Source organism: Cellulomonas sp. JH27-2 (genome assembly GCF_014837175.1).
GTDB lineage: Bacteria > Actinomycetota > Actinomycetes > Actinomycetales > Cellulomonadaceae > Cellulomonas.
In genome coordinates this window covers 127,596-143,519 of sequence record NZ_JACYFR010000005.1, presented here as the reverse complement: position 1 = coordinate 143,519, position 15,924 = coordinate 127,596, and the positions used below count along the sequence as shown (strand labels likewise).

The following is a 15,924-nucleotide window of genomic DNA, read 5'->3' as shown; positions in this document are numbered from 1 at the left end:
GCGCTCTCAGCCCTCGTCCTCGCCGGTCGCGGACCCGAGCAGCGCGACGATCTCGGCCTCCCCGAGCAGGCGCTCCGGGTGGACGGTCCGGTTGGCACCGACGTAGTGGAAGGCGGCGCCGACGTACTCGAGCGGCAGGCCCGACCAGCGCGACCAGGCGAGCCGGTAGACGGCGAGCTGGATCTCCCGCGCCGCGCGCGTCTGTGGGTCCGTGGGAGGCGCGCCGGTCTTCCAGTCGACGACGACGACGCGTCTACGTGGCGCGGGCTCGTCGAGCGAGGGCTCGTCGGGAGTGGGACGGGGGTCGGGAAAGACGGCGTCGATGCGGGAGCGCAGGACGTACCCGGCGACGCTGATCTCGACGTCGACCTCGATCGCGACGGGTGCACGGTGCGCCCACTCGCTCGCCAGGAACGCGTCGCGCAGCTCGGCGACCTGCTCATCGAGCGGACCCGAGGCGTCGGGCTCGTCGAAGACGTCGTCCGCCCCCGGCAGTGCGTCGACGTCCACCAGCGACGCGGACCCGAAGTAGCCCTCCACCCACGCGTGGAACTGCGTGCCCACGCGCGCCTGGACGGACGGCTCCCCCGGCACCGGTCGGCGCAGCGCCCGCGCGAACTCGTCGGTGTCCGCGCCCAGCCGCACCAGCGCGGACGCGGACAGGTGCGCGGGCAGGTCCACGTCACGAGTGGCCGCGCGCGCCCGCTCTCGTTCGGCGAGCAAGCGCTCTGCGAGACGCCCCCAACCCGTCGGCGCAGCACCGTCGGCCGCGGGGCGAGCCGCCGCACCTTCGCCGGCACGGGCACCGCGCACCCATCGAGCAGCCTGCTCGACGGCGGTCCGACGCCCCGCGCCGCCCTCCTCGCCGGCGAAGGGGTCCGCGGGCCACGTCGCCGTCACGACCACACCCGCGCGCGGGTTGGTGGTGCTCGCGTCGGGCTGCGGCGTCCAGACCAACGGCTCGACGAGCCCGGCGTCGGCAAGCTCGGTGAGGAAGACCGACACAGGTCGCGGCCGCTTCGGATCACCCCACCACGCCGCAGTGAGCAGCAGGTCCCTGCGTGCGCGGGTGAGCGCGACGTAGGCGAGGCGCCGCTCCTCGGCCACCTGGTGCTCACCGGCGGCCTCGAGGAACAGCCGGCGCCGCTCCTCGAGCTCCTTCGGGTCGGCCGCACCGTCGTAGGCGAAGGCCGGCAGGTGGGCGCGGTCGCCGCGCAGCGGGTACGGCAGGTTCCCTCGGCCCACCAGCCACGCCGAGTCCTTGGGTCCGTCCTTGCCCTGGGTCGCGGTCGCGGGCAGCCCGCCGTCCACCATGCCGGCGACGGCGACGACGTCCCACTCGAGGCCCTTGGCGGCGTGGATGGTGATGATCTGCACCGCGTCCGGGTCGGGTTCGACGACGGGCATCTCGAGCCCGTTCTCGCGGGCATCCGCCGCTTCCAGCCAGGCCAGGAACCCCCCGAGCCCGGGCCGGTCCGAGGTGCGCGCGAACTCGACGGCGACGTCCCGGAACGCGTCGAGCTGGGCCCGCGACCGGCCGGGGTGGCTGCCGGCGCGGGAAGCGACCTCGATGTCGAGGCCGAGCACCCGCTCCGCCTCCGCCACGAGCTCCGGGACCGCCAGGTAGGCGTGCGAGCGGAGCGTGCGGAGCAGGCCGGCCAGCTCCGCCAGGCGGGTCCGGGCCACGTCGCTCAGCGAGCGGCCGGTGACGCTGCGCCAGCCGGGGCGGGGCAGGTCGTCGAGCGCGTCGACGATGCTCCGCTCGTCCACCGCGTCGGCCTCGACACCCGCGCCGCGGTCGCGGCCGCCCCGGCCCGCGAGCTCCGCGGCCCAGGCACCCAACGCGTGCAGGTCGGCTGCGCCCAGTCGCGTGCGCGCACCGGTCAGCAGCCGCATCAGCGCGTCGCCCCGCGTCGGGTCGTGCGCCGCCTGCAGGGCCGCCACCAGGTCGACCACCTCGGGTGCGGCCAGCAGACCGCCGAGTCCGACGACCTCCACGGGAAGCCCCCGCTCGCGCAGCGCGCGCCGCAGCGGTTCGAACTGGGCGCGCTTGCGGCACAGCACGGCCGCACTGACGGCTCCGCCCGGGCTCGTCGCGGGACGCCACCGTTCGGCGACGAACTCGGCGACCGCACGCGCCTCGTCCTCGACCGTCTCGGCCACGTGCGCGAGCACGCGCCCGTCGCCCGCCCCCGGTCGCGCCGCGAGCTCGGGCACGTGCACCGCGGTGGTCGCGCTGCGCAACGGGGTCGCGACGTGGTTGGCCGCCGCCAGGATCGCGGCGTCGTTGCGCCACGACGTCGAGAGCTGGTGGACGTCCGCCGGTCGTCGGCCGCCCGGGCCGACCACGGGGAACGACGTCGGGAACCCCTCGAGGCCTCCCGCGCTCGCCCCACGCCAGCCGTAGATCGACTGGTTCGGGTCGCCCACGGCCGTGACCGCGTGCCCCTCGCCGAACAGCGCCGACAACAGCGTGAGCTGGGCGTACGACGTGTCCTGGTACTCGTCGAGTAGGACGACGGCGAAGCGCTGCCGCTCGGCGGCTCCCACCTCGGGCACGTCCCGCGCGAGGCGCGCGGCCAGCGCCACCTGGTCGCCGAAGTCGATCGAGTCGGCGGCACGCTTGCGCTCCCGGTACCGCGCGACGACGTCGAGCAGCCGGACGCGCTCGTCCAACGAGCCGACGAGCTTCAGCACCTCCGCGTACGGCCGGCGCGGCGGGCTGCCCGCCGGGGTCGCCCGCAGCGCGGCGAGGATCGAGTCGATGCCGTCGCGCGCCTGCGCGGGGTCGAGCAGGTGCTCGTCGAGCGCCCCCGACAGTGCCAGCACGGCCTCGACCACGGTCGACACCGCGGCGTCCGTCCCGAGGTCGTCGTCCCAGCCCTCGACCACCTCGCTCGCGAGCTGCCACTGCGCGGCCTCACCGAGCAGCCGGGCCGACGGGTCGAGGCCGATCCGCAGCGCATGGTCGGAGACGAGCGAGGCGGCGTACGAGTTGTACGTGGAGATCGTCGGCCGCGCCAGACCGTCGAGCACGCCGCCCGCGCCGAGCGAGTCGCGGCCGGGCAGCTCGACCCCGGCCGCCGCGGCGGAGCGCACGAGCAGCCGCAGCCGGTTGCGCACCCGGTCCCCCAGCTCGCCGGCGGCCTTGCGCGTGAACGTCAGGCCGAGCACCTGCTCGGGCCTGACCAGGCCGTTCGCCAGCAGCCAGACGACGCGGGCGGCCATCGTCTCCGTCTTGCCCGAGCCCGCACCCGCGACCACGAGGGCGGGCGCGAGCGGCGACTCGATGACCCGCTGCTGCTCGGCGGTGGGCGTGTCCTTGCGGGTCAGGGTCGCGATGTCGCCCGCGCTCAGGAGACGCACGGGGCTGGGCAGGACGTCATCCTGCGGGTCGCGTACCTCGGTCGTCATGCGACCACCTGGCCGCCCTCGCCCCGCACGGGGCACGCGCGCCGCACCGGGCACCGGTCGCACTGGTCGTTCGCGGTCGCGACGAACGTCGAGGCCGCCATGGACTCGGCGACCGAGTCGACGAGCGTGCGTGCCCAGCTCGACCCGTCCGGCTCGACCTCGAGCGCGGGCTGCGCGCGCACGGCCGCCTTCGCGCCGGTCCCCAGATAGACGAGCGTCGCCCCCGCGCTCGTCGTCCCCTCCGGCAGCGACCCGAACGCGCCCGCGTCGACCGCCAGCTGGTACGCGGCGAGCTGCGGGTTCTCCTCGGCCTTGTCCTGGGACGGAACGGTCTTGCCCGTCTTCAGGTCGACGACGCTCACGCGTCCGGGCTCGGCCGCCTCGACGCGGTCCGCCGTGCCGCGCACGACCGCCCGCTCGGTCTCGAACCGGAACCCCCCCTCGACCAGCAGCGCCTCGCCCGCACCGGCCAGGTACGTCGCGAGCCGACCGACCATCGCCTCCGCCTTCGCCCGCGTCGCGCGTGCCGGCCAGCCGGAACCGAGGCCCAGCTCGTGCCACCTCTCGTCGAGCGCGGCCAGCAGCTCGTCGCGCGTCCCGCGCGGGTGCTCCTGCGCGATCGCGTGCACCAGCGTCCCGAGCGTCTGGTGACCGCTGTCGGCGGCGGTCCCGCCCGCGGCCTCCAGCGCCCAGCGCAGCGCGCACCGTTGCGCGGTCTCGATTCTCGACGGCGACACCGGGACCAGCTCGCCGGCGGCCCACAGCGGCTCGTCGCTCGACGGCTCGGCCAGCCCCTGCCAGCTGGCCGGGTCCGCCCCCTCGACCCCCCGGTCCGCCAGCAGCGCCAACGTCGTGGTCACGTCGGGATCCGGCTCCCGACCGGCGAGCGCGGCCGCCTCCAGTGCGGACCGCAGGCGCGCGACCAGGCCACGCAGGTCGAGTGGCGAGTCGACCTGCACGCGGCGCGGGTCCTTGTCCTCGTCGTCGGCGGCCTCGACCAGGTCGACGAAGGGCGACGGCTGGGAGTCGGCATCCGCGACGGCCGTGACGACCAGGGTCGAGCGAGCCCGCGAGCACGCCTGCGCGAACGAACGCAGCTCGTCGGCGAGCACGGCTGCGCGCGCCTGCGCCGCCCGCTCGACCGCGTCCGAGGCTGCGACCGCACGGCCCGAGACGACGTCCGCCAGCTGCTGCGCACCGAGCAGCGAGTCGCGCAGGCGCAGGTCCGGCCACGTGCCCTCCTGCACCCCGGCGACGACGACGAGCTCCCACTCGCGACCCGCGGCACCGGCGGGCGTGAGGACCTGGACGGCGGCCCGACGAGCGCGGGCGGCGATGCTGTCCGAGGGCAGGTCCTGCGCCTGCAACCAGTCCACGAAAGCGCCGGGCTCGGCGCGCGGCATCCGGTCGACGAACGTCTCGGCGGCCCGGAACAGCGCGAGCACCGCGTCGAGGTCACGGTCCGCGCGCTCGCCCGCGGCACCGCCGGTCAGCGCGGAGCGCCGCCACGGCTCGGCCAGCCCGGCCGCGTCCCACAGTGCCCACAGGACGCGCTGCGCGTCGGCGCCGGGACGCTGCACGGCGTCGCGACCGTCCGCGAGGACGCGCGCGAGCCGGTGCACGGGGCGCGCCACCGACGGCGGCAGGGTCGCCGCCCGATCGCGGTCGGGCAGCGCCTCGACGAGCAGCGCGTCGCTGCTGCGGCCGCCGCCCGCTCCCAGCTCCTCGGCCCGCAGCGCGCGGCGCACGCGCCGCAGGGCGACCGCATCGAGGCCACCCAGCGGCGAGCACGCGAGCCGAGCGGCGACCGACGCGTCGAGCTCGGTGCGGCCGACGACGACGGCCATGGCCTCCAGGAGCGGACGAACGGCCGGCTCCTCACGCAGCGGGACGTCGCTGCCGACGACGCTCACGGGGACGCCGGCCGACGCCAGCGCGCGCCGCAGCGCGGTGACCTGCGTGCCCGAGCGCGCTATCACGGCCAGGTCGGCCCAGTCGAGCCCGTCCTCGAGGTGCGCCGACCGCAGCCGGCGGGCGACGAACGCCGCCTCCTGCGCGGCGGTCGGCAGCACGAACGCCCGCGCGTCCCCGGCCCGCGCGGCGGCTGTCGCACCACCCACGGGTACCGCCCGACGGTGCCGCACGACGCCGACGCTGCCGACGCGCTCGGTGATCCGCCGCACCACGTCCCGCATCGCCGGCCCGTGCCGCCACACGGACGTCAGCACCAGCTCGGCGGCCCCGAGCTCTCCCTCGCCCCGACCGTCGACGCCCGCCCGCCCGACGAGCGCCGGCACGGCCCCCCGGAAGGTCTGCACGGCGACGTCGGGGTCGGCGAGCAGCAGCAGCCGCGCGCCGTCATCCGCCAGCACACGCAGCAGTCGGGCGGTCGCCGACGTGCTCTCCTGGTGGTCGTCCACCACGACGAGATCCCACCGCGGACGCGGCGCGCGCGGCACCTCGTCGTCCCACGCGAGCAGGGCCTGCGCGGCCTCGTCCACCACGACGGCCGGGTCGTAGCGCACACCCGCGTCGGGCGTGGAGCTGCGCAGCTGCAGGACGTCGAGGTACTCCTCGTAGACCTGCGCGGCCGCCTGCCAGTCGGGTCGCTGCTCGCGCACGCCCAGGGCTGCCAGGTCCACCGGTGCCAGGCCCCGCTCCGCCGCGCGCATCAGTAGGTCGCGCAGCTCGTCGCGGAACGCCCGCACCCCCAGCGCGTCCGACGGGACGTGCGGCGGCCACTGCACCGGCACGCCCTCGCCCGCGGCGTGGCCGGCCAGCAGGTCACCGAGCAGCAGGTCCTGCTCGGCGCCCGAGACGAGCGTCGGGGCCGGTTCCCCGAGGAGGCCGGCGCGGGCACGCAGGATCGCGAACGCGGCGGCGGCCGGGGTCTGGACGAGCCCGCGACCCGCGGTGCGACGCAGCCGCGCCGCGAGCTGGTCCCGCAGGTCGGCGGCGGACCGTCGGCTCGCCGCGAGGACCAGGACCCGGTCGGGATCGACGCCCGCGTCGACCGCGGCGACGACGGCCTCGAGCGCGACCGTCGACTTGCCCGTCCCGGGGGCGCCCAGCACCAGCAGCGCGCGCTCGCCGGCCGCGACCCGGCGCACGGCCTCGGCCTGGTCCGGATCGAGCGTCGGCGGCTCGACCGTCCCGGCCAGCGCCGGCCGCAGCAGACGCAGCGCCGGGCCCGCGGCGGGGCGTGGCTGGGGTTCGGTCACGGGCCAGATCCCATCACACACCGCCGACACGACCCACCCGTGCAGCTCACGGCCGACGTGCCGCCGACCACCACGCGCCCGCGGTGCGCGCCGCGATCAGTCCTTCGCCGACGGATGCGGCCAGGCGTTCGCCCGGCACGGGGCCACCTGGTAGCTCTGCTGCTGCATCACGGGCGCGAGCTTGCCCGCGCCCGGACAGTGCTCGTGGGCGTGGCCCAGCAGGTGACCGACCTCGTGGCTCACGACGTACTGCCGGTAGACCGTGAGGCTGTCGAACTCCGGTGTCGCGCGCACCCACCGCTTGAAGTTGATCGTCGCGTGCCCGCCGCGCCCGCACGAGACCTCTCCCGCGGTCTTCAGCGGCGCGCACATCTCGTCGACCTTGTCCGGTGACGCCAGGACGACGCGCAGGTCCGCGTCGCCGTCGGTCCGCCGGAACGACATCGAACCGTCCGCGCCCCACCCGCGCGGGTCGTTCAGCGTCTTCAGGACGAACGCCGCGAACGCCTCCCCGTCCACCGGCAGACCCTTCTCCACCTCCACCCGCACCGTGTGCACCGTCCCGATCCCGGGGCTCTTCGTCGAGCCGGGCACGACGACGAGCCTGCCGCCGGCCGACGCCGCGATCTTCGTCGAGCGCAGCCCCGCGTCGACGTCGGCCTGCGTGAGCCCGGGAGGCAGCGTCGGGTCCGGGGTGGGCGCGGGCGTCGACGACGGGGCCACCGTCGGTGCGGGCGTCGTGACGACGGGCGACGACGCAGGCGACGCCCCGGTCGGCGCGGCGGCGGGCGACGATGGCACGTCGGCGACCGCGGCGGACGGCCCGGCGGTGGCGTCCGTGCCCGCCGGGCGCACGACGACGGCCGTCAGGGCACCCACCAGCAGCCCGACGACCCCCACGGCGACGAACACCGGACCACGCCCTCGACCCCCGGGTCGGCCGTGCCGGCGACGCTGCGAACGCGGGGCTCGCGCATCGTCCGAGGCGTGGGACCGGGGGCTTGTCACCCGGCCATCGTGACATCCCCGTCACATGACCTGGCTACCATCTGCCCATGATGGTCGTCGCGAGCTCGTCGGGGCAGCGTCCGCGCAGCCCGCGCATGGCGCGCGACGAGCGGCGCGCCCAGGTGCTCCGCATCGCGCAGGACCTGTTCTCCTCCGAGGGCTTCCACCACGTCTCGATGGACGACATCGCCGACCGCGCCGAGGTGTCCAAACCCGTCCTCTACCGGCACTTCCCGTCCAAGCTCGACCTGTACCTGGCGGTCGTCGACCAGCGCGGCGAGGACCTGCTGGCGGCCGTCGAGGAGGCCGTCGAGCCCATCGAGAACGGCCCCGTCAGCCCGGGCGACGGACGGGCCGTGGTCGCCGCGATCGTGCGCGCGTACATGGCGTTCGTGCAGACGGCCGGCGAGTCGTCGGCGCTGCTGTTCGAGTCCGACGTCACGCACGACGCCGACGTGCGCTCACGCGTGGAGCGGGCGTCGTCCCAGACGGCTGGCCGCATCGCGGGCGTCCTGGGCCCGGTGACCGGCCTGGGCGAGCAGGACTGCGACATCCTGGCCGTGTCCCTGATCTCCCTGGCACAGGGGGCGGCGACGCACCGGTTCCGCCAGGCCGACGAGGACGGCAACGAGCACGCCGCCGAGCTGGTGACCCGCCTCGCGTGGGCCGGCGTCCAGGGCCTGATCCGCGACGACTTCGAGTACGTGGCCCCCGAGGAGCGCTGAAGCGCCGGAGTTTCGCCGAGCGCGGACGCGGCAGGTCGCGGCGCGCAGACGACCTAGGATCAACTCGTCGCGGCAAGTGCCGCGCACGCACGGGGACGAGACGTACCCAGGACAAGGAGCTGACGGTGGAGATCACGATCGGGGTCCAGAACCTGCCACGCGAGATCGTGCTGGAGTCGGACCAGAGCGCGGACGAGATCGCCGCCGCCGTTGCCGCCGCACTGGCCGGCAAGCCCGTCCTGGAGCTCACGGACTCGCGCGGCCGGCGCGTCTTCGTGCCCACGGCCACGCTCGGCTACGTCGAGATCGGCGCCGAGACCAAGGGGCGCGTCGGCTTCGGCACCCTCTGACCCGCGCCTGACACGCCACCGAGCTCGACCTCCGCCGCGGTTCCGCACCGCGTATCGCGGCAGAGGTCGAGCTCGCGGCCGTTCAGCGCTCGGCGCTCGGCGAGAGTCAGGGCGTCAGGCCCAGACGGGACATCCGACGCGTGTGCTGCGCGGTGAGCTCGCCGAACACCTTGGCAGGCGGGTTCGCGCCCGAGCCCGTGGACCGGCCGCCCGATCCGGCATCGTTGGCCGCGACGGGCGCGTCCGTCGCGGAACCGCGGTTCCCGGCGCCCGCGTCGGACGTCGCGACGAGGCGCGCGAGCGCGGGGCGCTGCGTCAACAAGCCCTGCACCACGCCGAGCGCCTCGCCGACCAGCCGGCGCCCCCACAGCGCCAGCCGCGAGCTGAGGACGCCGTCGTCCGACCCGGCGGCGTCGAGCGCCGTGACGGCGAGGTCGGCGTGGGACGCGTCGTCGAGCACGTCCAGCACCAGGGTGCGCGAGTCCTCGTCGAGGCCGTCGGCCGCCAGGCGGCAGAAGTCGTCGGCGACGCCGTACCCCACGTACGCCTTGAGCAGGCGTTCCCACCAGGTGCTGGGCTGCGTGCGGGCGTCGAAGTCGACGAGCACGTCGTCGAACTGAGCCAGCGCGGCCTCCGGGTCGCCTCCGAGCTCGACGATGCGACCCAGGACGCGGTCGCACCGTTCCACGGCCGCCGCGGCGAACCGGCTGAGAGCCAGCCGCTGCTCGACCGTCGGCGCGATCGCCGAGTCCGCCGCGAGCCGGACGAACGCAACCTGCTCGAGGTGCGCAACCAGACCGAGCAGCTCGACGGAGTCTGCCCGCCGGACGGCCTCAGCCGCGGCGCGGTCGAGATCCGCGACCTGCTCCGTCGTCGGCACGGACGGGTCGGCAGCGTGCTCGGGCGAGGCGTCGGGCCGCGTGGTCGTCATCCGGCGCATGCTAGTCGTCGTTCCGGTGAGCCGGCAGCCCCGCACGTCAGGGCCGTCGGATAGACTGCCCGCGTACAACGGTTGCCCGGTCGTCTCGGTTTTCCGGTCTGACGACCATCCCGCGCAGCCCCGGTCCTGGCACGGACGGCGTCCTGACGAAGGTCGGGGCACGGTGCGCACCAGGTGCGGACGAGCTCGCGGGACGACTTTCACGATCGGCTGCCGGCCACCCTGAGTGGCGACGACCCCTGTCGCCCGGGATGCCCGACGCCAGTCGTCGGCCCCGGACCGCGCGCGAACGCTGCGCCCGGCGCCACCCCTCGCAGTGAAGAGTCGACCGTGACCACTATCGATCCCGAGATCGAGACCGGCGAGACCTCCGCCCTCGCCGCCCCCATGACCCGCTCCCTGAAGAGCTCCTACTCCTCCGTCCAGGCCGTCGACGCGTCGTTCTCCGACTTCGACGTCCGCCCGGAGATCGTCGAGGCGCTCGCCGCCGCCGGCATCACCCACCCGTTCCCCATCCAGGCGATGACGCTGCCCGTCGCGCTGGCCGGCCACGACATCATCGGCCAGGCCAAGACCGGTACCGGCAAGACGCTCGGCTTCGGCGTCCCACTGCTCAACCGCGTCGTCGCCCCGGGCGAGGACGGCTACGACCAGCTGCCCGCTCCCGGCAAGCCGCAGGCGCTCGTCGTGGTCCCCACCCGCGAGCTCGCGGTCCAGGTGGCCGGCGACCTCGCGACGGCGTCGGCCAAGCGCTCCGTGCGCGTCGTGCAGGTCTACGGCGGGCGCGCCTACGAGCCGCAGATCGATGCCCTGAACAAGGGCGTCGACGTCGTCGTCGGGACCCCCGGCCGCATGATCGACCTGCTCAAGCAGCGTCACATGGACCTGTCGTTCGCCAAGACCGTCGTGCTCGACGAGGCCGACGAGATGCTCGACCTGGGTTTCCTGCCCGACGTGGAGACGCTGCTGGCCGCGACGCCGGCCTCACGCCACACCATGCTCTTCTCGGCGACCATGCCGGGTGCGGTCGTCGCGATGGCGCGTCGCTACATGACGCAGCCCACGCACATCCGGGCGCAGGACCCCGACGACGACGGCCGCGCGACCGTCAAGAACATCAAACAGGTCGTCTACCGCGCGCACGCGCTGGACAAGGTCGAGATGGTGGCCCGCATCCTGCAGGCCAACGGCCGGGGCCTGACCATCGTCTTCGCGCGCACCAAGCGCACCGCGGCCAAGGTGGCCGACGACCTCGTCGAGCGCGGCTTCGCCGCCGGTGCGCTGCACGGCGACCTCGGTCAGGGCGCCCGCGAGCAGGCGCTGCGCGCGTTCCGTCACGGCAAGGTCGACGTGCTCGTCGCCACCGACGTCGCCGCGCGCGGCATCGACGTCGAGGACGTCACGCACGTCATCAACTACCAGTGCCCCGAGGACGAGAAGACGTACCTGCACCGCACCGGCCGCACCGGCCGCGCGGGCAACAAGGGCACCGCCGTGACGTTCGTCGACTGGGACGACGTGCCGCGCTGGGGCCTGATCGACAAGGCGCTGGGCCTCGGCATCCCCGAGCCTGTCGAGACGTACTCGAGCTCGCCCAACCTGTACACGGACCTGGACATCCCGGCCGGGACCAAGGGGCGCCTGCCCAAGTCGCAGCAGACTCGCGAGGGCTTGTCCGCCGAGAAGATCGAGGACCTGGGCGAGACCGGCAAGCGCGGTGGCGGTCGTCCGGCGGGCGGGCGCGACGGCGGCCGTGACGGCGGTCGCGGTCAGGGTGCCGGGTCGCGTGGCGGCCAGGGTGGGCGCAGCGGCGACTCGCGTCGGCCCGGCGGCAACGGTCAGGGCGGTCAGGCGGGACAGGGCGGCGGCCAGCATGCCGCTCAGGGCTCCGGCCAGCCGACGTCGGGCCCGAGCACCGAGGGCACCGAGGGCGCTCCCCGCGCGCGCCGCAGCCGCAACCGTCGTCGCACGCGCGGCGGACGCCCCACCGAGGGCGGCACCAGCGCGCCCGTCGCGGAGTGACCCGCACCTAACCGAGCAACGACGAAGGGACCGGCCACGTGGCCGGTCCCTTCGTGCTCGTGCTGCGTCAGGCGGCCTTGACGAAGGCCGTGACCGCGTCGGCGATGAGCTGGACGGCGATCGCGGCCAGCAGCAGACCGGCGATGCGGGTGACGAGCAACGTGCCGGAGTCCTTGAGGATCCGGTGGATGACGTTCGCGAACCGCATCGACAGGTAGAGGCAGATGTGCACGGCGATGACGCCCAGCGTGATGGCCGTCCAGTCCGCGAACGTCCCGTCCGACTGCTGGACGAACACCATGGTGGCGACGATGGCGCCGGGCCCGGCCAGCAGCGGGGTCCCGAGTGGGACGAGCGCGACGTTGACCTTCGCGTTGCCCGACGGCTGCGGCTCCTCCGCCTTGCCCGTCAGCAGCTCCATCGCGATCAGGAGCAGCAGCAGGCCGCCGGACCCCTGCAGGGCGGCCAGCGAGATGTGCAGGTAGTTGAGCAGCTGCTGGCCGAAGATCGCGAACGACACGATGACGCCGAACGCCACCAGGATCGCCTGGCGGGCGGCCCGGTTGCGCTGCTTGCGGGTCATCGCCGAGGTGAGGCCCAAGAAGATGGGCACTGTCCCCGGCGGGTCCATGATCACGAACAACGTGATGAAGACGGACCCCAACAACCGGGGGTCCAGGACGTCGCTCACGCCCGGATCACCTCACTGCTTCCCTGCTCCTCGATGGCCGCCAGGACGGACGGCTCGGTGAGATTCTCCCCCAGCCGGTTGGGCTTCCCGGTCCCGTGGTAGTCCGACGAGCCTGTGACGAAGATCCCCAACCTGTCCGCGATGGCACCCAGGCGCTCGCGCTGGGCCGGCGAGTGGTCCCGGTGGAGCACCTCCAGGCCGGCCAGACCCGCGTCCACGAGCTCGTCGAAGACCTCGTCGGGCACGATCCGTCCGCGCGCGTCCGCGCCGGGGTGCGCGAAGACCGGCACACCACCGGACGCGCGGATCGCCGCGACCGCGACCGCCGCGTCGGGTGCGTAGTGGGGCACGTGGTAGCGGCCGTCGGAGCGCAGCAGGTCGACGAAGGCCGCGCTGCGGTCGGGCACGACGCCGCGCGCCACGAGCGCGTCGGCGATGTGCGGTCGCCCGACGACGACGGCGTCCGCCGACTGGTCGAGCACGTCCTGCCAGGTGATCGGGAAGTCGACGGCCAGCCGCTCGACCATCCGCCGCGCTCGGTTCACGCGGTCGTCGCGCGTCCGGTCCAGCTCGGCGACCAGCGCCGGGTGCGTCGGGTCCTGCAGGTAGCACAGCAGGTGGATGGAGATGCCGCCGGCCCGCGCGGACACCTCGGTCCCGCGGACCAGGGCGATGCCGTGCTCGCGCGCCGACCTCGCCGCCTCGTCCCAGCCGGCCGTCGTGTCGTGGTCGGTGAGCGCGACGACGTCCAGCCCTGCGGCGGCGGCCTCGGCGACGACCTGGGCCGGCGAGCCCGTCCCGTCGGAGGCCGTGGAGTGGGTGTGGAGGTCGATACGCACGAGCCCACGCTATCGGGGCCTGTCCGCCCGGGCGGGATCGAGGGCCGTACCGGTGGGACAATGGCCCGATGAGCCAGGACGTGACGCCCGAGACCAGCCCCACCCACGACGAGGCCACCCCGCAGTCGTCCGAGCAGCCGCTCGAGGACCGCGGCTCCAACCGCTCGCTGCGTCCGGGATCGGCCACGTTCGTCAGCTTCATCACTTCCGGCTGGGGCGAGCGGCCCGCGTCGTCGGCCACCCGTGCCCCGGCCGCGGACCACACGGCCGCCCGGCGCAGCGCGCTGTCCGCCCGGTTCCCCGGCGAGCGCCTCGTCGTCCCGGCCGGCACCTACAAGGTGCGGTCCAACGACACCGACTACCGGTTCCGGCCGCACGCCGCGTTCGCGCACCTGACGGGCCTGGGCATGGAGCAGGAGCCCGACGCCGTGCTGGTGCTGCACCCCGTGGACGACGGTGCGGGCGACGACGGCAGCGGCCACACCGCGATCCTGTACCTGCGCCCGCTGGCCGGCCGCGACACCGACGAGTTCTTCTCCGACTCGCGGTACGGCGAGTTCTGGGTGGGGGCGCGCCCGACGCTCGAGGAGATCGAGACGACGACGGGCATCCGCACGGCCCACATCGACGACCTGCGCGACGCGCTCGCCAAGGACGTCGGCGCGGACGGCGTGCAGGTGCTGGTGGTCCCCGGCGCCGACGAGAGCATCGAGGCCGTCGTCGAGGAGATCCGGGCCACCGAGCAGGCCGGCGAGCGCGACGAGAAGCTCGCCGAGGCGCTGTCCGAGCTGCGGCTGGTCAAGGACGCTCACGAGATCCAGCAGATGCGCGAGGCCGTCGACGTCACGATCGACGGGTTCGCCAAGGTCGTCCGCGCCCTTCCCCAGGCGGTGGAGCACCGTCGCGGGGAGCGGGTCATCGAGGGGACCTTCGTCGGGCACGCCCGCCAGGAGGGCAACCAGGTGGGCTACGAGACGATCGCCGCCGCAGGCGAGCACGCCACGACGCTGCACTGGACGGACAACGACGGCGCCGTGCGTGCCGGCGAGCTGGTGCTGATCGACGCCGGTGTGGAGATCGACTCCCTGTACACCGCGGACGTCACGCGCACGCTCCCGGTGGACGGCACGTTCACCGAGGTGCAGCGGCGCGTCTACCAGGCCGTGCTCGACGCGGCCGACGCGGCCTTCGCCGTCGCGGTGCCCGGCGCCAAGTTCCGCGACATCCACGCCGCCGCGATGGACGTCATCGCGCACCGGCTCGACGAGTGGGGCCTGCTGCCTGTCTCCGCGCAGGAGGCGCTCGACCCGGAGAACCAGCACCACCGCCGCTGGATGGTGCACGGCACCAGCCACCACCTGGGCATCGACGTGCACGACTGCGCCCAGGCCCGCGGCGAGCTCTACCTGGACGGCGTGCTCGAGCCCGGCATGGTCTTCACCATCGAGCCGGGCCTGTACTTCAAGTCCGACGACCTGCTGGTGCCGGCCGAGTACCGCGGCATCGGTGTGCGGATCGAGGACGACGTGCTGGTGACGGCCGACGGCAACGAGAACCTGTCCGCCGCGCTCCCCCGCGACCCCGACGCCGTCGAGGCGTGGATGGCCGACCTGCTGCGCTGATCACGCCGCACCGCGTCACGACGGCCGCCCGAGTCGACTCGGGCGGTCGTCGCGCGTCATCCCGGTGAACGGGCCACCACGGCCCGCCCGACCGGGAGGTCCGCCATGGATCCCGCACCTCTGGCACTGCTGCAGTCCGTCCGCGCCACGACGATCGTCTCGACGAGCGCGTGGCCGGGCGCGCCGATCATCGACGAAGGTCCCGGACGGTTCCGCCGCATGGCGGACCGCTTCGCGACCGGTCCGTCGTCCCACCGAGACCGCCGCCGGGCGCGCGCTCGCGTCAGGACTGAGGCGGCGCCGGTGGCTGCGTCGGCGGCTCGGACGTCGGGTGGTCCGGCGTGTCTGCCCCCGGCGTGGAGGGCCCGGGCTCTGCCGCCGGACCCGGTGCTCCGTCCGACGCACTGACGCCCGCGTCGCGGGATCCGTCGGGGTCGCCGCTCGAACCCGTGCGCTGCGGCGGCACGACCGGCTGGCTGGGCACCACCGGCTGGTCGGGCACCACCGGCTGCACCGGCGCGACGGGCTGCGGTGCGGACGGCGCGGACTGAGGCCAGCCCGGCCGGACGCCGCCCATGCCCTGCAGCAGGTTGCGGGCCTTGTGCGCGTGCTCGGGCGCGCACAGCACGGTGTACGACGCGGCAACGATCTGGCTCGCGGTGGTGAAGTCACGCCGGCCACGCGTGAACGCGTAGGTCAGCACGGACATGAGCAGCCCGAAGGCCCCGCCCAGCAGGATCGACGGCACGAACGGGCTCGTCGTGCTCCCGGAGTCGAACAGCGTGAGCAGCAACCCGACGAACATGCCGAACCACGCGCCCATGAGGAACCCGCCCGACGCGACGCGGGGGTACGAGAGCCGGCCGGTGACCCGTTCGACCATCCGCAGGTCGCTGCCGACGATGGTCACCGCCGTGACGGGGAACTGCTTCTCCGCGAGCAGCTCGACCGCCTTCTGCGCGTCCAGGTAGGTGCCGTAGACGGCCACCGTCTCCCCCTGCGGCAGCGTCGGTGTGCGCGGTGGGCGGGCGGGACGGTTGGACGACATGCGCCAATCCTCCCCGGCGGTCGGCAGCCGCGCCACGTCGGCCG

Annotated in this window: 11 protein-coding genes; 4 read left to right on the top strand and 7 right to left on the bottom strand. The window is 74.7% G+C overall.

Annotation, left to right across the window (positions count from 1 at the left end; translation table 11 throughout):
* Positions 1 to 6: 6 nt before the first annotated feature.
* The 3 genes from IC607_RS15160 to IC607_RS15150 form a co-directional block, all read right to left on the bottom strand.
* The gene (locus IC607_RS15160) at positions 7 to 3,414 is read right to left on the bottom strand and encodes an ATP-dependent DNA helicase (RefSeq protein ID WP_191788249.1); all 3,408 of its coding nucleotides are present in this window, start codon (positions 3,412 to 3,414) and stop codon (positions 7 to 9) included.
* Entirely contained in the window at positions 3,411 to 6,635 is a 3,225-nt protein-coding gene (locus tag IC607_RS15155) for a UrvD/REP family ATP-dependent DNA helicase (protein WP_191788248.1), read from the bottom strand. Before IC607_RS15155 ends, IC607_RS15160 begins: the two co-directional genes overlap by 4 nt.
* A gap of 96 nt (positions 6,636 to 6,731) precedes the next feature.
* Complete coding sequence (locus IC607_RS15150; protein WP_191788247.1) at positions 6,732 to 7,547, bottom strand: DUF3152 domain-containing protein; 816 nt, start codon at positions 7,545 to 7,547, stop codon at positions 6,732 to 6,734.
* Between the two features lie 143 nt (positions 7,548 to 7,690).
* On the opposite strand from IC607_RS15150, the gene IC607_RS15145 reads away from it, so the two are divergent.
* Both IC607_RS15145 and IC607_RS15140 read left to right on the top strand, forming a co-directional pair.
* Positions 7,691 to 8,368 carry a TetR/AcrR family transcriptional regulator gene (locus IC607_RS15145; protein ID WP_191788246.1) on the top strand — a complete coding sequence of 226 codons (678 nt, stop codon included), beginning with the start codon at positions 7,691 to 7,693 and terminating at the stop codon, positions 8,366 to 8,368.
* 125 nt (positions 8,369 to 8,493) lie between these two features.
* A complete protein-coding gene (locus IC607_RS15140; protein WP_191788245.1) occupies positions 8,494 to 8,718 on the top strand; it encodes a DUF3107 domain-containing protein in 225 nt (74 codons plus the stop codon).
* Between the two features lie 106 nt (positions 8,719 to 8,824).
* Here IC607_RS15140 and IC607_RS15135 read toward each other — a convergent pair whose 3' ends face one another.
* Positions 8,825 to 9,649 (bottom strand): ferritin-like fold-containing protein, encoded by an 825-nt coding sequence (locus IC607_RS15135; RefSeq protein WP_191788244.1) that lies wholly within the window; start codon positions 9,647 to 9,649, stop codon positions 8,825 to 8,827.
* Between the two features lie 396 nt (positions 9,650 to 10,045).
* On the opposite strand from IC607_RS15135, the gene IC607_RS15130 reads away from it, so the two are divergent.
* Complete coding sequence (locus IC607_RS15130) at positions 10,046 to 11,680, top strand: DEAD/DEAH box helicase (protein WP_191788405.1); 1,635 nt, start codon at positions 10,046 to 10,048, stop codon at positions 11,678 to 11,680.
* 67 nt (positions 11,681 to 11,747) lie between these two features.
* Here the strand turns inward: IC607_RS15130 and IC607_RS15125 are convergent, their stop codons facing one another.
* Both IC607_RS15125 and IC607_RS15120 read right to left on the bottom strand, forming a co-directional pair.
* Positions 11,748 to 12,371 (bottom strand): MarC family protein, encoded by a 624-nt coding sequence (locus IC607_RS15125; protein WP_191788243.1) that lies wholly within the window; start codon positions 12,369 to 12,371, stop codon positions 11,748 to 11,750.
* A complete protein-coding gene (locus IC607_RS15120) occupies positions 12,368 to 13,210 on the bottom strand; it encodes a PHP domain-containing protein (RefSeq protein WP_191788242.1) in 843 nt (280 codons plus the stop codon). The genes IC607_RS15125 and IC607_RS15120 overlap by 4 nt, the downstream gene beginning before the upstream one ends.
* Positions 13,211 to 13,278: 68 nt before the next feature.
* Here IC607_RS15120 and IC607_RS15115 point away from each other — a divergent pair, with 68 nt between their 5' ends.
* The gene (locus IC607_RS15115) at positions 13,279 to 14,832 is read left to right on the top strand and encodes an aminopeptidase P family protein (RefSeq protein WP_191788241.1); all 1,554 of its coding nucleotides are present in this window, start codon (positions 13,279 to 13,281) and stop codon (positions 14,830 to 14,832) included.
* Positions 14,833 to 15,115: 283 nt separating this feature from the next.
* Here IC607_RS15115 and IC607_RS15110 read toward each other — a convergent pair whose 3' ends face one another.
* A complete protein-coding gene (locus IC607_RS15110; RefSeq protein WP_191788240.1) occupies positions 15,116 to 15,880 on the bottom strand; it encodes a general stress protein in 765 nt (254 codons plus the stop codon).
* Positions 15,881 to 15,924: the final 44 nt, after the last annotated feature.